Source organism: Bradyrhizobium tropiciagri, assembly GCF_001189845.1.
Taxonomy (GTDB): Bacteria; Pseudomonadota; Alphaproteobacteria; order Rhizobiales; family Xanthobacteraceae; genus Bradyrhizobium; species Bradyrhizobium tropiciagri.
This window is the reverse complement of the sequence record NZ_LFLZ01000047.1, coordinates 21,020-45,127: the sequence shown is the minus strand read 5'-3', so window position 1 is coordinate 45,127 and position 24,108 is coordinate 21,020. Positions and strand designations below refer to the sequence as shown.

Genomic DNA, 24,108 nt, shown 5'->3' with positions numbered 1-24,108 from the left:
CTCGCAATGACGAGAGAAGCCCTTGATTTCATCGCGCCATTCCCGTCATGGTCGCCCGCCATGACAAACCAGCCCTTCTTCACCAGGCACGGCGACGGCTTCATGCCGACATCAGTTGCCAACGGACCGTGGAGTCCGGAATCCCTGCACGGCCGCGTCGTGATCGGACTGCTCGCCTTCGTCATCGAGGAGCGCCACGGCTCCGACGATTTCGTCCCGGCGCGGCTGACGGTCGACATGTTCCGGCTGCCCAACATCACGACGCCGATCGAGGTGACGACCAAGCTGGTGCGCGATGGGCTCCGCATCAAGATGATCGAGGCCGAGTTTGTCTCCGGCGGCACCAGCATGGCGCGCGCCTCTTGCCAGCTGTTGCGCAGGACGGAAAATGCACCGGGCAACGTATGGTCACCGCCGAACTGGCAGGTGCCGGCGCCGGCAGACATTCCGAAGCCGACCGATCCCCGGCTCGGCATGAACGGCAAATGGGAGACGCGGCCGATCACAGGCCATATGGGCTCGCTCGGCGAGCGCCGGCTCTGGATGAGCGAAGTGCGCGAGCTCGTCGAAGGCGTGAAGATGACGCCGTTCGTCCATGTCGCGACCGGCGCGGATTTCGCCAGTCCGTTCGCCAATGCCGGCGACCAGGGCCTCGGCTACATCAACAGCGACGTCACGATCTATCTGCACCGTTTGCCGGTGACCAACTGGATCGGCTTCGAGGTCGTCAACCATCACGCCACCGACGGCGTCGCGATCGGCGAGTGCTGGCTCTATGACGAGAAGGGTCCGATCGGCACGTCGACCGTCGCGGCGCTCGCCCAGCGCAAGCCGATGACCAACCCGCCGCCGCCGTAGGACCTCACCGCCGTCATTGCGAGCGAAGCGAAGCAATCCATGCTCCCGCGAATGCGGACCTATGGATTGCTTCGTCGCTACGCTCCTCGCAATGACGGAGAATTAGTCGGCCAAATGCCGCTTCATCTCGTCCCGCGCCCTGAGCGCTGTGCCCTGCTTGCCGACGATCTTGGCGATCCGCTCCGGCGCAAAATTCAGGTCGACGAAGGCCGGCGCGGTGTTGGCGACTTCACGGTACTCGGCGATCTTGCCGTCGCGCAGCCGCATGATCGCAACGCCCTCGAACATCGCACGCGCGCCCTTGGCTTCCGGCAGGGTCGAGCGGTAGCTGAACGTGTAGCGCGCGTAGAGCGTTTTGCTGTCGCTGACGGGATCGTGCATCACCCAGCGGAAATCGGTCGCGGTCCGGTAGAACCAGTCGTCGATCATCTCGGCGATTTTGGCGCGGCCCTCGAAGGCGCCGTAGAACACGTCGTGGTAGACGCCATCCTCGGTGAAGAGGCTTGCGAAGGCCTTGCCGTTGCGCTGTTCGACCGCGTCGCAGAACGCGCGCAGCATGCTCGTTGTGTCCATTGGCGTTTCTCCCGGTGCATGTGGCCCATCCTTCGAGGCTCGCTTCGCTCGCGCCTCCAGCGACAAAGGCAAAGCCTTTGCGCGGGGATGACGCCTTTTCCGTAGCCGTCACCCCCGCGCAACGGCGAAGCCGTTGTCGCTGGAGGTGGCCGCTTCTTCAGCGGCCCACGAAGGGCGGCGGCGTGCCTATATCTCCGCCACCGCGGCGATGATGCGCGCGATGTCCTGTGGCCGTGACAGGCGGTGGTCGCCGTCCTGGATCATGGTCAGCACCACGTCCTCGGCCGGCAGCCGGTGCACCAGCGCGAAGGCGTGCTTCCACGGCACGTCGGGATCCTGCGCGCCCTGCAGGATGCGCACCGGGCAGCCGACATCGATCTTGCTGCCGAGCAGAAGGTGGTTACGGCCCTCCTCGATCAGATTGCGGGTGATCGGATAGGGCGAGCCGTCGCCATATTCGGACGGACGCAGCCACACGCCCTTGGTCTCGATCTCGGCGCGGATCTCCGGTGAGAAACCCTTCCACATCAGTTCCTCGGTGAAGTCGGGCGCCGGCGCGATCAGCACGAGGCCGGCGAGTTTCGCTTTCCCGCTCCCGCGCCGCGCGATCTCGCGCGCAAGCAGCAGCGCCATCCAGCCGCCCATCGAGGAGCCGATCACGACCTGCGGCCCGCTGCAGAACTGCAAGAACACAGCAACGCTCTCCTCGAGCCAGCGGCCGATCGTGCCGTCGGCGAACTCGCCGCCGGATTCGCCGTGGCCGGAATAGTCGAACCGGACCGAGCTGCGGCCATGCTCGGCGGCCCACGCATCGAGCGCGACCGCCTTGGTGCCGGTCATGTCGGACTTGAAGCCGCCGAGCCAGAAAAGGCCGGGATTGGCGCCGGCACGGGCGCGCACCGCGATCCGGCGCGCCTCACGGCCCTCGCCGACCTCGATGAAGGCGGGTTCCTGTCCGGATGTGGCGGTTTGGCTCATGGTTCGGTCACTCGCGTGTCAGACATCTGGTTTTCAATCGTCGCGCGGCAGCGGTCAACGGCAGCTGGCCCGCCTTGCGGAGCAGATGTGCCGGCCATATCTGCCGAGCGTGGCTAAAATGCCTCGCAATTGACGGTTTTGCCGCTTAAAGAAGCGAGTTCGCTTGCCCGCCGCAGCGTCTTGCTTCAAAATATCCGCCTCCCTTTCACAACTTTGGAGAGTTACCCATTCGCCGTCCCAATAGAGCCCCGCCCACAGTCGCCAAAGACGGGCCGCGCACCAATGATGAGATTCGCAACGCGCAGATCCAGCTGATCGATGCCGATGGTGTCAACAAGGGCACCGTCGAGACCATGGTGGCCATCAAGATGGCCATGGAAGCCGGCATGGACCTCGTCGAGATTTCGCCGAACGTCAGTCCCCCGGTCTGCAAGATCATGGACTACGGCAAGTACAAATATTCCGCGCAGAAAAAAGCCGCCGAAGCCCGCAAGAAGCAGAAGGTTGTCGAGATCAAGGAGATCAAGCTCCGCCCGATGATCGACGATCACGACTATGATGTGAAGATGCGCGCCATGCAGCGCTTCTTCGAGGAAGGCGACAAGGTCAAGATCACCTTGCGCTACCGCGGTCGTGAAATGGCGCACCAAGAGATCGGGACCAAGCTGCTGGACAAGGTGAAGGCCGACGTTGCCGAATTCGCCAAGGTCGAGCAGGACGCGAAGTTCGAAGGCCGCCAGGTCGTGATGGTGCTGGCGCCGCGCTAATTCGAATTTGTCGCTTTGTTGAATGGAACGGCCCGTCAGGCGATCTGGCGGGCTGTTTCGTTTTTCGTAGCCGGGATGGAGTCGTCCGTAGCCCGGATGGAGCCAACGGGTCGCGCGAATGCGCGCCAGATGACAGGCTCCGCGAAATCCGGGACGGCATATCCACGGGTCGACCTGCCCCGGATTGCGCTTCGCTCCATCCGGGCTACAGGACCCGGCTACGAGCCAGTTCCGGCCCGATTTCCCGCTTCAAACGTTGCAAAACCGCCGATCCTCTGTCATAAGCCGGGCCTTCGCCGCCCGGCTGATCAAGGGCTGCCGTGGCGACGTCTAGTGCAGGTTCTTTCAATTCGGAAAAAACCTTAGCACTTTCAACGCTCTAACGAGCATTTTAGCCGGCCGGACGCCTCTCGGGGCGATTTTCGTGCTGTGCCACAGGAGAGCTAAATGCCCAAGTTGAAGACCAAGTCGGGCGCTAAAAAGCGCTTCAAGGTGACTGCCACTGGCAAAGTCATGCACGCCCAGCGCGGCAAGCGCCACGGCATGATCAAGCGGACGAAGAAGCAGATCCGTCAGCTCCGCGGCACCCGCGTGCTGTTCAAGACCGACGGCGACAACGTCAAGAAGTACTTCTTGCCGAACGCCTGATCGCGCTCACTCGCTTGAACCCTGCCGCTCCTAGCGCGGCGCCCCGTCTCTTCTAGATCTCAAGGATTTCCGTCATGTCTCGCGTCAAACGCGGTGTGACCGCTCACGCCAAGCACAAGAAAGTCTACAAGGCCGCCAAGGGCTATTACGGCCGCCGCAAGAACACCATCCGCGTCGCCAAGCAGGCGGTCGAAAAGGCCGGTCAGTACGCTTTCCGCGACCGCAAGCGCAAGAAGCGCACCTTCCGCGCGCTCTGGATCCAGCGCATCAACGCCGCGGTCCGTCCGTTCGGCATGACCTACAGCGTGTTCATCAACGGCCTGTCCAAGTCGGGCGTCGTGGTCGACCGCAAGGTGCTGTCGGATCTCGCGATCCACGAGCCGGTGGCGTTCCAGGCGATCGCCGAGAAGGCCAAGGCGGCGCTCGCCGCCTGACCCTAGCGGGCCTTGTCAGCGGGCTTTGGGGCCCGCTTTCAGCGCCTTCTGCGAAAAGCGCTGGGCGACGATTGCCCGGCAGAACGCCGTGAACGAGCGGTACATGGTGCCGCTTTCGTTGTCGTATTTGTGGTCACAGCGCTTGAGCTGGCCGGCATAGGCCTTCTTCTGCGACACGCCGAGGCCGGACAGGAAGTCCGCCTCGCATTTCTTCTCGACCACTTCGCCGAACTGGACGTCTCCGCTGGCGCCGTATTCGCACGCCTCGAAGACCTTCATCGCGCGGTTGCAGCTCGGCGCCTTCTCGAGCTCTGCGATGATGTCGTCCATCTGGGTCGATTTGGCGGGACATTCGTCGGTCGCGGCATGCGCCGTTCCGAGCATCAACAGGACCGCTGGCACGGCAAGGCAAGATCGCAGCAACATCGCGTGGGCCTCCTTGAACTCCCCTTGGGTAGCCCGGCCTCCGCATCGGGTTCAATGCGCCGGCCACAAGCCCGAAATGACCGGCTTTTTGCTTGACGTTACGGCCTTCGGGCGGCGACAACCCAGCCGAATTTTGGCGCATGGTTCGGAAGCCGGCTCTTCCCGCCGGATCATGCTCAGCGCAGGAATTGACCGTGTCCGACCTCGCAACGCTCGAACAATCCATCCTCGACCAGATCACCTCAGCCGCTGACGAAGCCGCCCTCGAGGCGGTGCGCGTCTCGGCCCTCGGCAAGAAGGGCTCGATCTCGGCCTTGCTCGCCACCCTCGGCAAGATGTCGCCGGACGAGCGCAAGACCGAGGGCGCCAAGATCAACCTCGCCAAGGATGCGGTGACGCAGGCGCTCGCGGCCAGGCGCGACGTGCTGAAGGCGGCCGCGCTCGATGCCCGTCTCGCCGCCGAGACCATCGACGTCACGCTGCCACTGCGCGATGCGCCGGCGGAGACCGGCCGCATCCATCCGCTGAGCCAGGTGTTCGACGAGGTCAACACCATCTTCGCCGACATGGGGTTTGCAATCGCCGAAGGTCCCGACATCGAGACCGACGATTACAACTTCACCAAGCTGAACTTCCCCGAAGGCCATCCGGCGCGGGAGATGCACGACACCTTCTTCTTCAACCCGAAGCAGGACGGCTCGCGCATGCTGTTGCGCACCCACACCTCGCCGGTGCAGGTGCGCACGATGCTGACCCAGAAGCCGCCGATCCGCATCATCTGCCCGGGCCGCACCTATCGCATCGACTCCGATGCGACGCATACGCCGCAATTCCACCAGGTCGAAGGCCTCGTGATCGACAAGGGTTCGCATCTCGGACACCTCAAATGGATCCTGCACGAGTTCTGCAAGGCGTTCTTCGAGGTCGACCACATCAACATGCGTTTCCGGCCGTCGTTCTTCCCGTTCACCGAGCCCTCGCTCGAGGTCGACATCCAGTGCCGCCGCGACAAGGGCGAGATCCGCTTCGGCGAAGGCGAGGACTGGATGGAGATCCTCGGCTGCGGCATGGTGCACCCGAACGTGCTGCGAGCCTGCGGCATCGATCCCGACGTCTACCAGGGCTTCGCCTGGGGCATGGGCCTCGACCGCATCACGATGCTGAAATACGGCATCGCCGATCTCCGCCAGCTGTTCGAGAACGACATCCGCTGGCTCAACCACTACGGCTTCAAGCCGCTCGACATCCCGACCATCGCGGGGGGATTGAGTTCGTGAGTCTGGGTTTCCTTCACCCACGGCGCGCTCTCTCCGTTCCCTCCCCCTTGCGGGGGAGGGTCAGGGAGAGGGGTGGCCGCGAACGCTGAACGCAGTCGCTAGCCAGGACATCTCCGCGAGTCCTTCTTGCTTCGATGTTGCTGACGCAGCCCACGACACAACGACCTCCCGCGCGAGCGGCGTACCCCTCTCCCCACCCTCCCCCGCAAGGGGGAGGGAGCCCTACCGCCGGCGCAAGTATCCTAGTCAACACCAACAAGAACCGAGGCATGCAGCCGTGAAGTTCACCCTCTCCTGGCTGAAGGAACATCTCGAGACCGACGAGCCGCTCGACAAGCTCGCCGACAAGCTCACCATGATCGGGCTCGAGGTCGAGAACATCGAGGACAAGGCGAAGCAGCTTGCGCCGTTCACCATCGCGCGCGTGATCTCGGCTGAGCAGCATCCGAATGCCGACCGGCTGCGGGTCTGCATGGTCGACACCGGCGACGGCGGTGCGCCGGTGCAGGTGGTGTGCGGCGCGCCGAACGCGCGTGCGGGGCTGATCAGCGTGTTCTCGCCGCCCGGCACCTACATCCCCGGCAAGGACATCACGCTCGGCATCGGCACCATCCGCGGCGTCGAGAGCCGCGGCATGCTGTGCTCTGCGGCCGAACTGCAGCTCTCCGAGGATCACGACGGCATCATGGAGCTGCCGGCCGACGCGCCGCTCGGCAAGGGCTATGCCGACTGGGCCGGGCTCGGCGATCCCACCATCGAGATCAATTTGACGCCGAACCGGCAGGACTGCACCGGCGTGCACGGCATCGCGCGCGACCTGTCCGCCGCCGACATGGGCAAGTTCAAGGACCCCGGCATCAAGCCGGTCAAGGGCGAGTTCCCCTGCCCGGTCCAGGTCAAGGTGGACGACGCCACGCTCTGCCCGGGCTTCGCGCTGCGTCTGGTGCGCGGCGTGAAGAACGGCCCCTCGCCGGAGTGGCTGCAGAAGCGGCTGACCTCGATCGGCCTGCGCCCGATCAATGCGCTGGTCGACATCACCAACTTCATGACCTACGACCGCGCGCGCCCGCTGCACGTGTTCGACGCCAAGAAGGTGGAGGGCAACCTCACGGTCCGCCGCGCCAAGGACGGGGAGACGCTGCTCGCGCTCGACGGCCGCACCTACACGCTCGACAGCAATGTCTGCGTGATCGCGGATGAGCACGGCGTCGAATCGCTTGCCGGCATCATGGGCGGCGAGGCTTCGGGCTGCGACGACAGCACGACCGACGTGCTGATCGAATCGGCGCTGTGGAACGAGATCAACATCGCGCAGACCGGCCGCAAGCTCGGCATCAATTCGGATGCGCGCTATCGCTTCGAGCGCGGTGTCGATCCGGCGTTCATGGTGCCCGGGCTCGAGCTCGCGACCAGGCTGGTGCTGGATCTCTGCGGAGGCACGCCGTCCGAGAACGTCGTGGTCGGCAAGCAGTTCGGCGAAGATCGCGTCATCGATTTTCCGCTCACCGAGGTCAAGCGCCTTGCCGGCATCGAGGTGCCGCTGGTCGAGGTGAAGCTGATCCTGACCCGGCTCGGCTTCATGCTGGCCGGCACCGGCCCCGTCGTGAAGATCGCGATCCCGTCCTGGCGCACCGACGTGCAGGGCAAGGCCGACATCGTCGAGGAGATCGTGCGCATCGTCGGCGTCGACAAGGTGCCGATGACGCCGTTCGACCGCGGCGAGGAGCCGCGCAAGCCGGTGCTGACGCCGATGCAGCAGCGCACCCGCCGCGCCAAGCGCGCGCTGGGCGTCCGCGGCATGGTGGAAGCCGTCACCTGGTCGTTCATCACCAATGACGCGGCAAAACTGTTCGGCGGCGGCCAGAGCGAGCTCGTGCTCGCCAATCCGATCGCGGCCGATCTCTCCGACATGCGGCCGAGCCTGCTGCCCGGCCTCGTCGCGGCCGCTCAGGCCAACATCAACCGCGGCACTCCCGATGTCGCGCTGTTCGAGGTCGGCCAGGTGTTCCGCGGCGACAAGCCCGAGGACCAGCTCGTCGCTGCTTCGGGCGTGCGCCATGGGTACGCCTCGTCGAACGGGATCGGACGGCACTGGACCGGCTCGGTTGCGGCCGATGCGATGGATGCCAAGGCCGACGCCTTCGCCGTGCTGGCGGCTGCCGGCGCGCCGATGCAGGCGCTGCAGATCGTGCCGGGCGGCCCGGCGTGGCTGCATCCGGGGCGCTCCGGCACCATCCAGATCGGTCCGCAGAACGTGCTCGGCTATTTCGGCGAACTGCATCCGCGCGCCGCCGAGGCGCTCGGCGCCGACGGTCCGATGATCGTGTTCGAGGTAATCCTCGAGCGCATCCCGCAAGGCAAGCAGCGGGCGACGCGCGCCAAGCCGGTGCTGGAGCTCTCCGCGTTCCAGCCGGTGTCGCGCGACTTCGCCTTCATCGTCGATCGCAACGTCAAGGCCGGCGACATCGTCCGCGCGGCGCAGGGTGTCGACAAGAAGCTGATCACTGACGTCACAGTGTTCGACGTCTATGAAGGCAAGGGCATCGATCCCGACAAGAAGTCGATCGCGATCGCGGTGACGATCCAGCCCCGCGAGAAGACGATGACCGACCAGGAGATCGACGCGGTTGCCGCCAAGGTCGTTGCCGAGGTGACCAAGAAGACCGGCGGCACGCTGCGGGCGTGATGTTGGCGCGGGCGCGATGGGGACGCGAGTGATACGCAGCTCTCTCCCGCACGCGGGGGAGGAGAACCCGTCACCGTCACCCTGAGGAGGCCGCGTAGCGGCCGTCTCGAAGGGTCGACGGCCCGACTGTGGCCGATTCATCCTTCGAGGCTCGCTCCGCTCGCACCTCAGGATGACGGGTCTGAGTTGCGGGCACTTTGTCTCAAGGCATGAGCCCACTTGCCGGCCAGCTGGTTGAACTGCGTTTCCCTCCCATGACCTCCCTCAGCCTCATCCCGTCCGACATCTCGACCAGCATCGCGCTGGCGATCTGCGCGATTGCGTTCGTGTCGGGCACGGCGCGCGGCTTTTCGGGCTTCGGCTCGGCGCTGATCTTCATGCCGCTGGCGAGCAGCGTCGCGGCGCCGCGGCTGGTGGCCGCGCTGCTGCTCATCATCGACTTCATTGCCGCGACGCCGCTGCTGCCGAATGCCTGGACGCATGCCGACCGCAAGGCCACCGCCGTGATGGTGGCCGGCGCGCTGGTCGGCGTTCCCATCGGCACCTATTTCCTCACCGTGCTCGAGCCCGTGACCACGCGCTGGATCATCTCCTGCTTCGTCGCAGCGCTGCTTGCATTGCTGCTGTCGGGCTGGCGCTACCACGGCAAGGATCACGCCGCGCTCTCGATCGGCGTCGGCGGCCTCTCCGGCTTCTGCAGCGGCCTCGCGCAGACCGGCGGCCCGCCGATCGTCGCCTATTGGCTCGGACGCCCGATCTCGTCGGTGATCTCACGCGCCAACATCGTGCTGTTCTTCGGCGCCTCGGATTTTTTCTCGCTGGTCAGCTACTGGTTCACCGGACTGATCACGATCGAATCGGCCAAGTTCTCGCTGATCGTAGGTCCGATCTACGGCATCGGCGTCTGGTTCGGCGCCTCGCTGTTCGGGAAGGCCAGCGAGCAGGTGTTTCGCGCGATCTGCTACGCGCTGATTGCGGCGGCCGTCATCGTCGGCCTGCCGGCGCTTGATGGCATTTTGCGCGGCGGGTAGGCTCGGCAGAGCTCAGAAGAAGACCGCGGGAGGAACACCATGATCGGTCGCCGCACCACATTGAAACTGGCGCTCGGCAGCGCCGCCATGCTCGCGGCGCCCGGCGTGCGCGCGCAAAATGCAAAACCGCGCACCCGGATCGTGCTCCTCGGCACCAAGGGCGGCCCGCGCGTCGGCATCGGCGCCTCCAACCCCGCTAATCTTCTCGTCGTCAACGACACGCCCTTTGTCATTGATTGCGGCATGGGCGTCAGCCGCCAGCTGGTCAGCGCCGGCGTGCCGATTCCGTCGGTGAAGTACATCTTCATCAGCCATCACCATTCCGATCACAATCTGGAGTACGGCAATCTGTTCTACAACGCCTGGGCGGCGGGCCTCTCGACGCCGATCCATTCGTTCGGCCCCAAGGGCATCGAGGCGATGACGAAGGAGTATTGGGAGCTGAACAAGTTCGACGTCGAGACCCGGATCGAGGATGAAGGCCGGCCCGATCCGCGAAAGCTCTTGATCGCGAAAGACATCACCGACGACGGCGTGGTGCTGAAGACATCAGATGTCACCGTCACCGCGTTCCGCACGCCGCACCCGCCCATCGTCGACAACTTCGCGTACAAGTTCGAGACGCCGGACGGTGTCATCGTGTTCTCCAGCGACACCGCCTACAATCCGAAGCTCGCCGAGTTCGCCAGGGGCGCCGACGTGCTGGTGCACGAATGCCTCTACATTCCCGCGGTCGATCGCCTGGTGGCGAAGACCAAGAACGGCGCGACGCTGAAGAAGCATCTGCTCGACAGCCACACCTCGACCGAAGACGTCGGCCGCATCGCCGCCGCCGCCGGCGTCAAGACGCTGGTGCTCAGCCACTTCGTCCCGGGCGATGATCCTCAAGTCACCGACGACGACTGGACCCGGGATGTGAAGACGAATTTCAAGGGCCGGATCGTGGTGGCGAAGGATCTGATGGAGTTGAAGCTGCCGGTGTGAGAAGGCGCGTCATTCCCCGGCGCGGAACTCGCGGCAAGGCCCTGACAAATCATGTCGCGGGAATGCGAAGTAGCGTCACCACCCACAGCTGTCATCGCCCGGCTCGACCGGGCGATCCAGTACGCCGCGGCCTCTCGGCTCAAGCATTACTGTCTCTGGAATACTGGATCACCCGCATGCGCGGGTGATGACGCCGCGTGTTTGACATATTGAATCGAGAACCAATTCCAGCGCGGCCTGCGATGCCGAAATCTCACCGCGCGATCAATTCATCGGCCCGGCCGATCGCGGCGCGCGGCGCTTGTGTTTTGCGCCGGGCGCGGCGGGCTCCGGCGTCGCATCCTTGGCCCCTCCGATCCTGCGCAACGCGGCGTCCGCAGCGCGCTCGCCGCTCTCCCAGGCGCCGTCGACCGTGCCCCACAGCGTCTCATGCGTGGCCTCGCCGGCGAGGTACATCGCGCCGATCGGCTCGGTCAGGATCCGGCGCGAGAATTGCGCGCCGGGTGCTGCGGCCGACATCGCCCCTTGAATGAAGGGCTGCGCGTTCCAGCGCGTCGCGCTGGTCTTCTTGACGGCGGCGCCGACCTCGCTGCCATAGAGCTTCGTCAGCCATTCCACCGCAAACGCAGCCATCGCCTTCTCGCCCTGCGCGGACAGATCGCGGCCGAACGAGCCGGCGACGTCGATCGTGCACAGCGAGGAGCCTGCGATATTGCCGTAGAGCAGCGCGGTCTTGGTCGAATTGCTCTGCTCGATGATGACGTCGTCGCGCGACAGCCCGAGCGGATTGCCGGGGATCTGCAGCGCGATGCGATCATAGCTGCCGAGGTTCAGCTTGGCGGCGGCATCGAGCGCGCGCTTCGGAAGCTCGGGCGCGAACTTGATATTGCCACTCGCGAGCACGTTGCTCGACACCGTGACGATGGCGGCGCGCGCGGTGATCTTGCCGGATGCCGTCTCGACCATCACGTCGCGATTGCTCCACGAGATACGTTGCGCCGGCGTCGACAGCACGAGCGGCAGCCCCTCGCCGAGTTTTGCGATCAGCGCGCCGAGCCCTTGCCGGCACGCGATCGCGGTGTTGCGATCCTGCGCGCGCACCTTGTCGACGGCGGAGAGATCCTTCAGATCCTTGCCGCTGAAATTGGCGCCGAGCAGGAATTCCGCGGTGCCGGCCCAATCGCCGAGATCCTTCGGCATTGCCGCGGCGCCGGCGATATCGGCCTTGCGTGAGGCGTCGTCGATGGCGCGATTGGCGCGCACCAGCGCGGCCAGGAATTCCTCGGTCTCGCCGGGACGGGCGTAGCGCCGGCCGATGCGGATCTTCTGGCCCGCGGGCGCCGTCACGATGTCGAGCCCTGCCGAGCGCGCCAGGCGGATCATCGGATTGGTTTCGGGATTGTGCATCCAGCGCGCGCCGCGGTCGAACGGCACGTCGAAGCTCGATGCATCGGTCTGGCAGCGGCCGCCGATTTGGCCGGACGCCTCCACCACGATCACCTTGCGGTTCGCGGCCGCGATCCGTCGCGCCGCGGCAATGCCTGCGGCCCCCGCGCCGATCACGGCGATGTCGGCCTCGCGCGGCGGCGGCGCGGCAACCGCCCGGCCGCCAAATACTGGCGCCAGCGCGAGAGCAGCCGACGCCGACAGAAAATCGCGGCGGCTCACTGTCATGACATAGCTTCTGGCATGGTTTCCGGGGACTTGCAGAGAATGGGAACGCTTCGCGAACTGTGCCGCATCTCACCGACCGCAGCAACACTCATGGTAAATCAATCATGATTGATCCGCTGATGGCATGAACTAAATTGCAACGGCTTGCGACCATGATTAAGTGAACACAAGCGGTCGTAGAACCGCTGGGGGGAATCCATGGGCGTAATGCTCGATACCGTCGGTAAATGGATCGCGGGGTACCTGTCGAAGGAAGTCCCCGGTTACGAGCCGTTCACGCCGAGCGACCCGGACCATCTGCGGGGCATCATGCAGCCCGGCGATGTGCTGCTGGTCGAAGGCAACAACCGCATTTCCGGCATCATCAAGTACCTCACGCAATCGACCTGGTCGCATGCCGCGCTGTTTGTCGGACCGATCGACGGCGCGTTCGAGCCCGACGGCGAGCAGCATGTGCTGATCGAGGCCAACATCGGCGAAGGCGTGACCTCCGCGCCGCTGTCGAAATACCTGTCCTATCACACCCGCCTCTGCCGTCCGGTCGGACTGTCGTTCGAGGATCGCACCACGGTGTGCCGCTACGCCATCAACCGCATCGGCTTCGGCTACGACACCAAGAACATCGTCGATCTCGCGCGCTATCTGTTTCCCCTGCCGATCCCGCAGCGCTGGCGCCGCCGCATGATCGCATTCGGCTCCGGCGATCCGACCAAGATCATCTGCTCGGCGCTGATCGCGCAGGCGTTCGACGCCGTGCGCTATCCGATCCTGCCCAAGATCACCCGCGCCGCCAGCCGCAAGGCACGCCGCGAGATCCTGCATATCCGCGATTCCTCGCTCTACATGCCGCGCGACTTCGACATCTCGCCCTATTTCGAAGTCGTCAAACCCACCATCGTGCACGGTTTCGACTACACGGCCCTGCACTGGGCCGACAAGCAGAAGCCGCTCCAGGAGGTAGCCGGCGAATTCAGTGTGTTTCCAGAGCGCAAGTCGCCGCCGCTTGTTCCTGAAGCGATTGACGAAGAGACGGCGCTTCCGGCTGCGGAAGTGATCAGCACGGAGCCCACGCCGGGATAACGGCCGCCGATGTCGGACGCCGGATATCGCGCGCACCGCGGACGGCCTCGTCAACCATGATCTGGAATCGGTCTCGTCGTCCGGCTTCGTCGTTGAGTTCTGGCTGCTGCATCACTAGGGTGCGCACGCTTCAAGCTTGCTTTCATTCGGTAGTTTTACGGTGTTTTGGTTGATCGATTTCTCGGCGATGGCCGCCGCGTCGGAGAAGGACCCGGCACGCTGGCGCCGTCCATTCAACAGCTGGCTCGAGGGAATCGAGACCGGGTGGTCGATCCCGCTGCTTCTCGTCCTCTTCGTCGCGATCTGGACCGCGTATCTCATCGTCGCCTATCTCGGCGCCGGCCTGCATCCCGACGTGCTCGAGACCTGGACGCTCGGCCGCCACCTCGCATGGGGATACCCCAAGCATCCGCCGCTGATGGGCTGGATCACCCGGGGATGGACCGCGGTGTTTCCGCTGAGCGATTGGTCGCTGCAGCTGATGGCGATGGTCAACGCGGCCGTGGCGCTGTGGGCAGTCGACCTGATCTCGCGCCGCTTTGTCCGCGGCGAGAAGCGCGCGATCGTCCTGCTGCTGGCGATGCTGCTGCCGGCCTATCAATTCCACGCCCAGCGGTTCAACGCGAACGCAGTGCTGCTGGCATCCTGGCCGCTGGCGACCTATTGCTTCCTGCGGGCGTTCGAAGCGCCGCGGCAACTCGGCTGGGCGATCGCGGCAGGCGCGGCCTGCGCACTCGCGATGCTCGGCAAATATTATTCGATCTTCCTGGTCGCAAGCTTCGTTTTCGCGGCCGTGCTGCATCCCGATCGCCGCCGCTATCTGCAGTCGGCCTCCCCCTGGATCTCGGCGCTGACCGGCATGCTCGTGCTCGGCCCGCATCTGCATTGGCTCGCCACGACGGGGGCAACGACGTTCGACTACGCGCTCGCACATGCCGGTGCCGATCATGTCGCCGCGCTGTGGGAAGTCTCCTACTTCATCATGGGCTTGATCGCTGCCCTCTCGGTCGCGGCGGTGACCTGGGTGTTCATTGCCGGCCGGCGGCTGGCGCGGCTGCCTGCGGATTTCCGCGCAATGAACCCGGGGCTCCGCCTGCTGCGGCTGGTCGCCATCGGCACCATCCTGTTTCCGGTGATCGTGTCGCTCGCGATCGGCACCGACCTGCCCTCGCTCTGGGCGGTGCAGGGCCTCTTCCTGTTCATCGTGCTGATCGTGTGCGGAACGAGCTACCCGATCGAGCGCTTCTATGCGGTCAACCTGACCGTCATGGTGGCGGGTATCGCCATTCTCGCGGTTGCCGCCGGCGCTCCGATCCACGCACTCTATCGCTACGCCTACGGCTATGAGGAAGGCCGCGGCTTCTATCATGCAGTTGCGACCGAGCTCACCGCACGATGGCACGACGCAGCCGGGACGCCGCTGGCGGCCGTCAGCGGCGACGATGCGCTCGCCTTCGCTGCCGCCTTCTATAGTCCGGATCATCCGTCCTATGCCCGGCCGTTTGCCTATCAGTACACCTGGGGCCTGCCGCGCAAGACCACGCTCGATCGCGGCTGGGCGGGATTATGCTTCGCCGACCAGCGGGATTGCCTGAACTGGATGGCGCGCACGACGTTGCGCGCGACGGACGTCTTTCGCTCCGAGTTTGACGCCCAGGCGACGCTGCTGGGCAGGCCCGGCCGGACACGGCGGGTCGTGATGCTGATCGTGCCGCCCTACCGCGAAACGGCCCCGGTGCGGCCCGATGTCGAGGATTTCAGCTCGAGCCACCGCATGCGCGACTGATCAGAACGTTGCCGATGCCACGTTACGCCGCCTTCGCCTTGGCGCCGCGCGGCAGGCCGGCGCGGGCGAGGCCGCCATAGAGCTGCTCGTTGGGCATCTCGGACTTCAGGATCGCGCGCACCTCGACTAGGCGATCGAGATCGATGCCGGTCGGAAATCCCTTGCTCTCGCAGAGGAAGACGAGGTCCTCGAACACGACATTGCCGGTCGCGCCCGGCGCGAACGGGCAGCCGCCGAGGCCACCGAGCGAACCGTCGAGCACGCGGGCGCCTTCATCGAGCGCGGCGGAGGCATTGGCGATGCCCATGCCGCGGGTGTCGTGCAGATGCACGCAGACCGGCTTGGAGCCTGCGATCTTCACCGCGCCGCGCGTCAGCTCGCCGACCTGTTTCGGTCCGGCATAGCCGACGGTATCCGCGATCGCGACCATGTCGACGCCGACCTCGTAGAGCTTCTCGGTGAGGCGCAGCACCTCCTTCGGATCGACCGCGCCGACGATCGAACAGCCCAGCCCCATCGAGATCGCGGCATTGACCAGCGGCTTGTGCGCGCTGGCGTCGCGCAGCTCGCAGAGCCGCTTGATGTTCTCGATCGCGGATTCGCGCGAGCGGTTGGCATTGGCCTGGCTGTGCTCCTCGGTCGCCGACACCACCGAGGCAATCTCGGCGACGTCGGAAGCCAGCGCCTCGTTGACGCCGCGCTCGTTCAGCGCCAGCGCAACGCCATGCGCGCCGGGGAGCGCGGCGATGGTGGCGATGACGTCACGGACGTCGACGAATTGCGGGAAGGTCTTCGCCGGCAGGAACGAGCCGACCTCGAAATGCCGGACGCCGGCGGCATATTCATCGCGCACCCAGCGCTGCTTCGCCGCGGTCGACGGGAATGTCTTCACCAGCTGCAGGCCGTCGCGCAGACCGACTTCGCGGAGGCTCACTCTGTCGTTGGGATAGATATCGTGGACGCGGGTCATGTCAGCCTCACGCAGCGTTTCCGGTTGATGAAATTGTCTGTTGTGCGAGCTCGGCGCGAACCGCGTCGGTATCGGCGCCAAGCACCGGCACCTTCAGGCCCTCGCCGATATTGTGGCCGTTCCATTCGAGCGGCAGCGCGGGAACGCGGAACGGCTTGCCGTCGGCATTGACGTTGTGAACGAGCCCGCCCGGCCGCAGCACGTGCGGATCCTGCAGCAGATCCTCCGGACGGTTGATCGGCGAGAAGCAGATGTTGAGCGCGTCGAGCCTCGCCGAGAGGTCCGCCACATTCCAGCCCTTGATCACCTCGGCGACGCGCGGAATGATCCGGTCGCGCGCCATGATGCGATCCGTGGTCGAGCGCAGCGTCGGATCGTCGGCGAACTCCGTCAGACCAAATTCGCGGCAAAAACTCTGCCAGTGCCTTCGGTGACGACGCCGATGAAGATGCGATCGCCGCCGGCGGCATCGAAGATGTCGTAGATCGGCCAGGCGTGCTCACGCTCCGGCATCGAGCGCGGCTTGCGCCCGGTCATCTCGTACTCGACCATATGCTGGGCGACCAGGAACAGGCAGTTCTCGAACAGCCCGATGCGGATGTCGGCGCCGTTCTGATTGCCACCGCGTTTCTGATAGAGCGCGGCGAGGATCGAGATCACTCCGAACATGCCACCCATGATGTCGTTGGCGGACGAGCCGACGCGCTGCGGCTTGTCGCGCGTGCCGGTCATCGCGGCGAGCCCCGACATCATCTGCACGACCTCGTCGAGTGCCGGGCGATGATCGTAGGGGCCAGAGAGAAAGCCCTTGTGGCCGGCGATGATCAGATGCGGATATTTCGCGCGCAGCTCCTCGGGCCCGAGACCCTGCTTGTCGAGCTGGCCGTCGCGAAAATTCTCCAGGAACACGTCGGCGCTGGCGAGCAGAAGGTGCATCGTCTCGCGGTCCTCGGGCCTCGCGAGATCGAGCACGACGCTGCGCTTGCCGCGGTTGAACAGCGGGAAGAACGAGACACCCATGCCGCCGAGCGAACGGGTCTTGTCGCCTGTGGGAGGTTCGACCTTGATCACCTCGGCGCCAAGTTGCGCCAGGATCATCCCGCAGGTCGGGCCCATCACCATGTGGGTCATCTCGACGACCCTTACGCCCTCCAGCGGCAGTCCGCTCCCGGTCATCGGTTTCTCCGTGCTCGTTGCGCTCTTGATTCAGACGCGTTTTCTTCACGCGAACCGGTACCCACTTCGCTCGAAAAACGCTTTGTAATTGGCGCAGGTTAGGCTTCCGCACGCTATCTGAAAAATATAATCTGTCGAATAGTGCATTCGCCGTTCTAGAACGCTGAACCCCCATGGATTCGCGCCAGCTTCGCTATTTCATCGCGGTTTACGAGCAGCGCAACCTGTCGCGGGCGGCGGACCAAGCCAATGTCGCGCAGTCCGCGCTGAGCCACCACATCGCGAATCTCGAAGCCGAATTCGCCACGCCGCTGTTCGAGCGCAAGCCGCGCGGCATGGAACCGACCGCGGCCGGCGAGCGGCTCTACGAGCATGCCCGCATCATCCTGCGCGCGATGGCGGCGGCCGAGCGCGAGATCAAGGAAGGCGGCAGCGTGATCGCCGGCGACATCTCGATCGGAATGGCCAATTCCGGGATGAAGGCGATCGGCGTGCCGCTGATGCGGACGGTGCTGACGAAATATCCGAACCTGAAGCTGTCGCTGACCGAGAGCCTGTCCGGCGCGACGCTGCTGCACTTAATGGGCTCCGATGTCGACCTCGCGCTGGTCTACAATCCGCCCTCGGAAAAGGACCTGATCGCCGAGCCGGTGCTGGAGGAGCAGATGTTCTGCGTCGGCACCGAGAAGATGATCGGCAAGAAGGCGCCGATCGCCTTCGAGGAGGTGACGCGGCTGCCGCTGATCCTGTTGCGATACGGACTGTCGGCGCGTGCGTTGCTCGATGACCCGGTGCTGCTCAAGCGGCTCGAGGCCAACGCCATCATGCACCTCAACTCGACCAGCGGCATGATCGGGGCGCTGACCGCGGGCCTCGGCTGCACGATCGCGACGACCCACTTCGTCAGCGAGCCGTTGAAGGCACGGCTGCTGGTCGCGCGCGAAGTCGTCGAACCGAAACTGACCCGCACGCTCTATCTCTGCCGCCTGCGCAACCGCCCGATGACTTACGTCATGGAGGAAATGTGCCGCCTGATCCGCGCCCTGATCGCGGACCAGGTCGGCCGCGGCGCCTGGGAGGCGACGCTCCTCATCTGAGATCGAAAATATCGAACGATTGCTTCGATATGTTCGTCTGGATTTCTGGCTCCCGGCTGCCAAACATGCACGAACCGCACGCCTTCGCAAGAAAGGCGGCCACTGCACCATCCGGGGAGGACCATGATGAGCGCCGTCGAACTCAGCTCGGTTGCCGATCTCGCCAACACGACAAGCGGAGCCGACCAGATTTCGCGACGGCTCGAGGCGCTGCCCACCTCGGGCTATGTCTGGCGGCTGGTGATCCTGCTCTCGCTCGGCGGCTGCTTCGAAATCTACGATCTGTTCTTCACCGGCTATATCGCGCCGGGCCTCGCGCGTAGCGGGCTGATGACCACGACGACGCAGGCCTTCTTCGGCTTCTCCGGCATCGGCGCCTTCGTCGCGGCGACCTTCGCCGGCCTATTCATCGGCACCTTCTTCCTCGGGTTCCTCGCCGATCGTTACGGGCGCAAGGCCGTCTTCACCTATTCGCTGCTGTTCTACAGCGCGGCGTCTGTGATCATGGCGTGCCAGACCACGCCTGGCGGCGTGCTGCTGTGGCGCTTCATCGCCGGAATCGGGATCGGCATCGAGGTGATCACCATCGACGCCTACATCACCGAGCTGGTGCCGAGCTGGATGCGCGGCCGGGCGTTTGCGATCAACCAGGCGGTGATGCTGTCGGCAGTGCCGATCGTCGCAGCCCTTGCGTGGTGGCTGGTGCCACTCTCGCCCCACGGCATCGATGGCTGGCGCTGGGTGGTGCTGATCGGCGCCGCCGCCAGCATGATCATCTGGGTGCTACGGCTCTACGTGCCGGAAAGCCCGCTCTGGCTGGCCCGCAATGGCCGCGCCGCCGAGGCCGAGACGATCATGCGGACGCTCGAGGCTGCTTCGGGCGAGGCCACGCCGCGCCCTGCGCCCGCGGTGGCGCCGGCACGTGCGCCGGTCGAGACCGGCTATGCCGACCTGTTCCGGCCGCCCTATGCCTCGCTCGTGGTGCTGTTCATGATCTTCAACCTGTGCCAGGCGTTCGGCGTCTACGGCTTCTCCAACTGGGTTCCGGCGCTGCTGGTCGAGAAGGGCATCAACGTCACCAAAAGCCTGCAATATTCCTTCATCATCGCGTTCGCTTATCCGCTCGCGCCGCTGCTGGCCGCAACCTTCGCTGATCGCTTCGAGCGCAAATGGATCATCTGCGGCGCCGCCGCCGCGATCTCGGTGTTCGGCCTCGCCTTCGCGCAGCTCACCGCGCCGGCGCTTTTGATCTTGAGCGGCGTGCTGGTGACCGGCGCCAACATGACGCTGTCCTACGCCTATCACGCCTACCAGACCGAGGTGTTTCCGACCGCGATCCGGGCGCGCGCGGCGGGCCTCGTCTATTCGATGAGCCGGCTCAGCGCGACCTTCTCGGGCTTCATCGTGGCGTTCATGTTGAAGGAGGCCGGCGTCGGCGGCGTGTTCGGCCTGATCACCGCGGCGATGGTCATCGTGATCGTGACCATCGGTGTCTGGGGACCCCTGGTCCGCGGCAAGCCGCTCGACGCCTAAAGCATTTCGGTGCGGTTTCCAGCCGCGACACAAGCGGCACTTGCCGAAGCCGTATTGGGTGGCTACCTCTCGCGGATCATTTGCAGAGGTAATCCGGTCATGTTCGACGCCGCCATCAAGGCGCTTACGCAAATCCTGTCGCCGCCGATGCGCACGATCCTGTGGCGCTCGATCGGGCTTGCGCTGGTTTTGATCACCGTGCTGGCGATCGGACTGCAACGGTTGCTGAGCTGGTTTGCCGACACGGGCGAGGTCTGGGCCGAAGGCATGCTCGGCCCCAATTTCCATTCCACGCTGCACGTGCTGTCCTGGATCATCTCGATCTCGGCGGGCCTTGGCGTCGTGCTCGGCGGCATCTTCCTGATGCCCGCGATCACCTCGCTGGTAGCGAGCCTGTTCGTCGACGATGTCGCCGACCATGTCGAGCGCGAGCATTATCCGGCCGATCATCCCGGCGTGGCGCTGCCGGTGACGCTGGCGACGATCGAGGGCGTCAAGACGGCACTACTGACGATCTTGGTTTACCTGGTCGCGCTGCCGTTCGTGCTGTTCGCGGGCGCAGGCTTCATCATCTTCTTCATCGCGACCGCCTGGCTGCTCGGCCGCGAGTATTTCGAGCTCGCGGCGATGCGGTTCCGCTCGCCTGATGATGCCAAAGCGATGCGCAAGGAGAATGCGGCGACCGTGTTCACCGCGGGCCTGTTCATCGCCGCCTTCGTCTCGATTCCGATCGTCAATCTGGCGACGCCGCTGTTCGGCATGGCCTTCATGGTCCACATGTACAAGCGGCTGTCGGGCCCGCGGCGCGAGCTGATCGAGCCGGCGCGGCGAAGCAACGTCTCCTCAATCTAGATGTCTTTCTTGAGCATGATCTTTTCGGAAAACCGGTGTCCACTTTTCCGGATCACGCTCTAGCTCGCATTCCCGCGGCACCTGGACGGACGCCGGCGCCCGGTCGCGCGTGAACGTCACCAGCATCAGACCGGCGATTGCCGCGCAGGCCAGCATCGCCCATGCCTCGTTGACGGTGAGCGCGAGCGACGCCCGTTCGACCAGCGGCCGGATGAACGCCACCGTGGCATCGTCAGGCGGCCCCGGCGGACGGTTGATCAGCAACATCGGATCGAGGCCGATCGCCTGCGCCGCGTTGACATCGCCTGCCAGCAGGCGTGCACGAAAATCCTCGCCATAGATCGGGCTGCGCCCGTAGAGGATGGTGTCGATCAGGGCGATGCCGATCGCGCCACCCAGATTCCGCATCAGGTTGAACAGGCCGCTGGCGTCGGCAATCTCGGCCTCCGGCAGGCTGCCCAGCGCAAACCGCGTCGGCGGCAGCAGGCAAAACATGATGGCGACGCCGCGCACGACCTGCGGCCAGAGCATCTCGCCGAAATCGACCGTACGTGGCTGGAAAGCGCTCAATCCGAGACCGAGCGCAAACAAGGCGAAGCCCGTGCCGGTCAACACCAGCGCGCCGACGCGACTTTCGAGGAAGGCCGCCAGCGGCGCGGCGACGAGCTGCGCAGCTCCCGTGACCAGCATGATGGTGCCGATCTCGAAGGCGTCATGGCGGCGGACGAAGCCGAGGAAGACCGGCATCAGATAGGTCGATCCGTAGAGACCGATGCCGAGGCAGAAGCTCAGCGCGCAACCGATCGCGAACGAACGCCGCCGGAACAAGGTCAATTGCGCGATCGGATCCGCCGCGCGGAGCGTGCGCCGGATCAGCAGCGCCGTCCCGGCAATGCTTCCGATCAGCAGGCTGAGGCAGAGCATCGAGGCCCAGCCGCGCTGCGGCGCTTCCTTCAGCCCGATCATCAGGCTTGCGAGGACCGCTGCGAGCAGGGTCAGCGACGATTTGTCCAGCCTGGAGAACGCGCGAAGATGGATCCCCTCCTTCGGAAGCAGCAGCGGCGTGACCAGCGCCGCAATCGTTCCCGGAACCAGGTTGATCAGGAACAGCCACGGCCACGACCAGGTTTGCGTGATCCAGCCGCCGACAACAGGTCCAACGGTCGGTGCGAGCACGGCGACGGCACCCCCGATCGTGGTGGCGACCGGATGCAGGCGCGCCGGAAACAGCGTGAACACGGCAGAGAATACCGCAGGGATCAGAACGCCGCCGGAGAAACCCTGCAGCACACGGAAAGTCAGCAGCACGGCAAAGCCGCCGCTGAAGGCGCAGCCGACCGACGCGATGGTGAACAGGCTGACGGCGATGACGAACAGCCATCGCAGCGATAGTGCATGGGTGAACAGTCCGGTCAGCGGGATCGCGATCACCTCGGCGATCAGATAGGCGGTCTGGATCCAGCTCATCGCCGAAGGCGAGATCGCTAGCGCGCGCTGGATCGTCGGCAGCGAGGTCGCGACGACCTGGATGTCGAGGATTGCCATGAACATGCCGAGGCACATCAGCAGGAACCCTGCCCAGGTCGCAGCCGACGGGCGGTCGGCTGCGTGATCTGCCCGCTCGCTCATGGCGTGCTGATGCGTGGCCAGTCGGAAACCGACAGCGCACGGCTCTCGGCGCGAATTCGGACGGCAAGCACCGCACAATTGAGCACGGTAAAGATCAATGCCAACACCGGCAGGTGCAGTGCGAGCGGAAGCAGCGCGATTTCAGCGACGACCACGGCATAGTTTGGATGCGGAATGTACCGGTACGGCCCGGATGCGATCAGCGGTGCACCCGGCAACACGATGATCCGCGTGGTCCATCGCGGTCCGAGCGCGGCGAGGATCCACAGTCGCAAGCCTTGCAGTGCCACGAAAGCCGCCAATGCAGCCAGGTTGACGTCCTGGTTGCGGCCCCAGATCCACAGCGCGGTCAGCCAGCCCGCGTGAAGCAGCACGATCAGCGGGTAGTGACCGGCGCCGACCTCGATCGCGCCTCGCGCCAGCAGCCGCTCGGTGTTGCGGCGGGACAGCGCGAGCTCGCCGAGGCGTTGCAGCGTGACCAGCGCAAGGATGACCGAGGCGAAACTCACGCCGCGTGCCTCAGCGCAACGCAGCTCAGCGTGAAGCCGGGCCCGAGCGCGGTGAGCAGCGCGCGCGGCGGCAAGCCCTTGGCGCAAGCGCGTTCGAGGACGAACAGCACCGTCGGAGCCGACATGTTGCCGCACGCCGCAATGACATCGCGTTCGTGATCGAGCGTGCCCTGGTCGAGCGCGAGCGCCCGCTCCAGCGCGGCGATGACCTTGGAGCCGCCGGGATGGCAGAGGAAGCGGTCGATCTCATCGGTCGTCAGCTGCATCCGCGCGAGAATTTCGGCGACGGCCGGTCCAATATGGTCGCGGACGAAGTCCGGAATTGTGCGCTGAAAGACAACGCCGAATCCTTCCGGATCGACCGTCCAGCCCATGATGCCGAGCGTATCCGGCCAAAGCTTTTCGCCGGCCGCCTCGATCCGCGTCGCACCGCCGTCGCCGGCGCGCAGCACGATCGCCGCGGCGCCATCGCCGAACAGGCTGGCCGCAACGATATTTGCCTTGGTGAGCTCATCGTGGCGGACCGCGAGCGTGCAGAGCTCGAGCGCAACCAGCAGCACGTTCGTGCCCGGCCGCGCTTGCGCCAGCCGCGCCGCGATCGATAGGCCCGACACGCCGCCGGCGCAGCCGAGGCCAAACACCGGCACACGCGACACATCCGGCCGCAAACCGAGCTTGCCGGCGACGCGTGCCTCCAGCGTCGGCGTGGCGATGCCGGTCGAGCACACCGTGACCACGGTATCGATGTCGCTGCCGGTCAAGTCGGCGCGCGCGATCGCCTTGCCGGCGGCATCGACGAACAGCGCCTCGGCGCCTTCCAGGAACGCCTGTGTGCGCTCCGGCCAACCGCGCCGTTCGAGATACCATTCGATCGGCTTCACGCCATGGCGATGCTGGATGCCGGTGTTGGCGAACAGGCTGGAGAGCGTCTCGAATTCGGGATAGCGGTCGGCAAGAAGGCTGCGCGCGGCCTGCAGGACTTGCCCCTGATGGAATAGATGCGGTGGAACCGCCGTCGCCATGGAAACAAGCGCGGCCGTCTGCTTGGTCTCGATCATCGTGGCTCCAGTTCCCCCGGTTGTGGAACCACGCGACGTGCAAAATATTTCAGGCGCCCACGAGATAGCTGGACCGCAGCAG

At 65.2% G+C, this 24,108-nt stretch carries 21 protein-coding genes and 1 pseudogene; 13 read left to right on the top strand and 9 right to left on the bottom strand.

Features of this window, described 5'->3' with window-relative positions; all coding sequences use genetic code 11:
* Positions 1-60: 60 nt before the first annotated feature.
* Complete coding sequence (locus tag AKN84_RS29835) at positions 61-858, top strand: acyl-CoA thioesterase domain-containing protein (protein WP_050424090.1); 798 nt, start codon at positions 61-63, stop codon at positions 856-858.
* Positions 859-960: 102 nt separating this feature from the next.
* On the opposite strand, the gene AKN84_RS29830 is transcribed toward AKN84_RS29835, so the two are convergent.
* Both AKN84_RS29830 and AKN84_RS29825 read right to left on the bottom strand, forming a co-directional pair.
* Positions 961-1,431: a nuclear transport factor 2 family protein gene (locus AKN84_RS29830; protein ID WP_050424089.1), complete on the bottom strand. Its 471-nt coding sequence runs from the start codon at positions 1,429-1,431 to the stop codon at positions 961-963.
* A 186-nt stretch (positions 1,432-1,617) separates the two neighbouring features.
* Positions 1,618-2,409 (bottom strand): alpha/beta hydrolase, encoded by a 792-nt coding sequence (locus AKN84_RS29825; protein WP_050424088.1) that lies wholly within the window; start codon positions 2,407-2,409, stop codon positions 1,618-1,620.
* A 227-nt stretch (positions 2,410-2,636) separates the two neighbouring features.
* On the opposite strand from AKN84_RS29825, the gene infC reads away from it, so the two are divergent.
* From infC to rplT, 3 genes are all read left to right on the top strand, one after another.
* Positions 2,637-3,176 (top strand): translation initiation factor IF-3, encoded by a 540-nt coding sequence (infC, locus tag AKN84_RS29820; RefSeq protein ID WP_024584293.1) that lies wholly within the window; start codon positions 2,637-2,639, stop codon positions 3,174-3,176.
* A gap of 447 nt (positions 3,177-3,623) precedes the next feature.
* The gene (gene rpmI, locus AKN84_RS29815; RefSeq protein WP_008539890.1) at positions 3,624-3,824 is read left to right on the top strand and encodes a 50S ribosomal protein L35; all 201 of its coding nucleotides are present in this window, start codon (positions 3,624-3,626) and stop codon (positions 3,822-3,824) included.
* Between the two features lie 74 nt (positions 3,825-3,898).
* On the top strand, positions 3,899-4,258 hold the full coding sequence (rplT, locus tag AKN84_RS29810; protein ID WP_018269297.1) for a 50S ribosomal protein L20: 360 nt from the start codon (positions 3,899-3,901) through the stop codon (positions 4,256-4,258).
* A gap of 15 nt (positions 4,259-4,273) precedes the next feature.
* Here the strand turns inward: rplT and AKN84_RS29805 are convergent, their stop codons facing one another.
* Complete coding sequence (locus AKN84_RS29805) at positions 4,274-4,684, bottom strand: hypothetical protein (protein WP_050424087.1); 411 nt, start codon at positions 4,682-4,684, stop codon at positions 4,274-4,276.
* Between the two features lie 194 nt (positions 4,685-4,878).
* Here AKN84_RS29805 and pheS point away from each other — a divergent pair, with 194 nt between their 5' ends.
* From pheS to AKN84_RS29785, 4 genes are all read left to right on the top strand, one after another.
* Positions 4,879-5,961 (top strand): phenylalanine--tRNA ligase subunit alpha, encoded by a 1,083-nt coding sequence (pheS, locus tag AKN84_RS29800; RefSeq protein ID WP_050424114.1) that lies wholly within the window; start codon positions 4,879-4,881, stop codon positions 5,959-5,961.
* A 277-nt stretch (positions 5,962-6,238) separates the two neighbouring features.
* Positions 6,239-8,647: a phenylalanine--tRNA ligase subunit beta gene (gene pheT / locus AKN84_RS29795; RefSeq protein ID WP_050424086.1), complete on the top strand. Its 2,409-nt coding sequence runs from the start codon at positions 6,239-6,241 to the stop codon at positions 8,645-8,647.
* A 254-nt stretch (positions 8,648-8,901) separates the two neighbouring features.
* Entirely contained in the window at positions 8,902-9,678 is a 777-nt protein-coding gene (locus tag AKN84_RS29790; RefSeq protein ID WP_050424085.1) for a sulfite exporter TauE/SafE family protein, read from the top strand.
* Between the two features lie 39 nt (positions 9,679-9,717).
* Entirely contained in the window at positions 9,718-10,662 is a 945-nt protein-coding gene (locus AKN84_RS29785) for an MBL fold metallo-hydrolase (RefSeq protein WP_050424084.1), read from the top strand.
* Between the two features lie 264 nt (positions 10,663-10,926).
* On the opposite strand, the gene AKN84_RS29780 is transcribed toward AKN84_RS29785, so the two are convergent.
* Complete coding sequence (locus AKN84_RS29780) at positions 10,927-12,336, bottom strand: flavin monoamine oxidase family protein (RefSeq protein ID WP_050424083.1); 1,410 nt, start codon at positions 12,334-12,336, stop codon at positions 10,927-10,929.
* Positions 12,337-12,534: 198 nt separating this feature from the next.
* Between AKN84_RS29780 and AKN84_RS29775 the strand changes: the two genes are divergently transcribed.
* Both AKN84_RS29775 and AKN84_RS29770 read left to right on the top strand, forming a co-directional pair.
* The gene (locus AKN84_RS29775; RefSeq protein WP_244485582.1) at positions 12,535-13,416 is read left to right on the top strand and encodes a YiiX/YebB-like N1pC/P60 family cysteine hydrolase; all 882 of its coding nucleotides are present in this window, start codon (positions 12,535-12,537) and stop codon (positions 13,414-13,416) included.
* Between the two features lie 187 nt (positions 13,417-13,603).
* Positions 13,604-15,202 carry a glycosyltransferase family 39 protein gene (locus AKN84_RS29770; RefSeq protein WP_050424113.1) on the top strand — a complete coding sequence of 533 codons (1,599 nt, stop codon included), beginning with the start codon at positions 13,604-13,606 and terminating at the stop codon, positions 15,200-15,202.
* 22 nt (positions 15,203-15,224) lie between these two features.
* Here the strand turns inward: AKN84_RS29770 and AKN84_RS29765 are convergent, their stop codons facing one another.
* Positions 15,225-16,172, bottom strand: coding sequence for a beta/alpha barrel domain-containing protein (locus AKN84_RS29765; RefSeq protein ID WP_050424081.1), 948 nt, complete (start codon positions 16,170-16,172; stop codon positions 15,225-15,227).
* 7 nt (positions 16,173-16,179) lie between these two features.
* Positions 16,180-17,348: pseudogene (locus tag AKN84_RS29760) on the bottom strand (CaiB/BaiF CoA transferase family protein).
* 173 nt (positions 17,349-17,521) lie between these two features.
* On the opposite strand from AKN84_RS29760, the gene AKN84_RS29755 reads away from it, so the two are divergent.
* From AKN84_RS29755 to AKN84_RS29745, 3 genes are all read left to right on the top strand, one after another.
* A complete protein-coding gene (locus tag AKN84_RS29755) occupies positions 17,522-18,445 on the top strand; it encodes a LysR family transcriptional regulator (RefSeq protein ID WP_050424080.1) in 924 nt (307 codons plus the stop codon).
* 126 nt (positions 18,446-18,571) lie between these two features.
* The gene (locus AKN84_RS29750; RefSeq protein ID WP_050424112.1) at positions 18,572-19,978 is read left to right on the top strand and encodes an MFS transporter; all 1,407 of its coding nucleotides are present in this window, start codon (positions 18,572-18,574) and stop codon (positions 19,976-19,978) included.
* 99 nt (positions 19,979-20,077) lie between these two features.
* On the top strand, positions 20,078-20,830 hold the full coding sequence (locus AKN84_RS29745; RefSeq protein ID WP_050424079.1) for a sulfate transporter family protein: 753 nt from the start codon (positions 20,078-20,080) through the stop codon (positions 20,828-20,830).
* Here the strand turns inward: AKN84_RS29745 and AKN84_RS29740 are convergent.
* Genes AKN84_RS29740 through AKN84_RS29730 form a run of 3 tightly spaced genes read right to left on the bottom strand, consistent with a single transcriptional unit; the run spans position 20,822 to position 24,026 of the window.
* Positions 20,822-22,459 carry a DHA2 family efflux MFS transporter permease subunit gene (locus AKN84_RS29740; protein ID WP_193399698.1) on the bottom strand — a complete coding sequence of 546 codons (1,638 nt, stop codon included), beginning with the start codon at positions 22,457-22,459 and terminating at the stop codon, positions 20,822-20,824. The two genes, AKN84_RS29745 and AKN84_RS29740, sit on opposite strands and share 9 nt — an antisense overlap.
* Complete coding sequence (locus tag AKN84_RS29735) at positions 22,456-22,968, bottom strand: isoprenylcysteine carboxyl methyltransferase family protein (RefSeq protein WP_128971269.1); 513 nt, start codon at positions 22,966-22,968, stop codon at positions 22,456-22,458. Before AKN84_RS29735 ends, AKN84_RS29740 begins: the two co-directional genes overlap by 4 nt.
* Positions 22,965-24,026 (bottom strand): type III polyketide synthase, encoded by a 1,062-nt coding sequence (locus AKN84_RS29730; protein WP_050424078.1) that lies wholly within the window; start codon positions 24,024-24,026, stop codon positions 22,965-22,967. The genes AKN84_RS29735 and AKN84_RS29730 overlap by 4 nt, the downstream gene beginning before the upstream one ends.
* Positions 24,027-24,108: the final 82 nt, after the last annotated feature.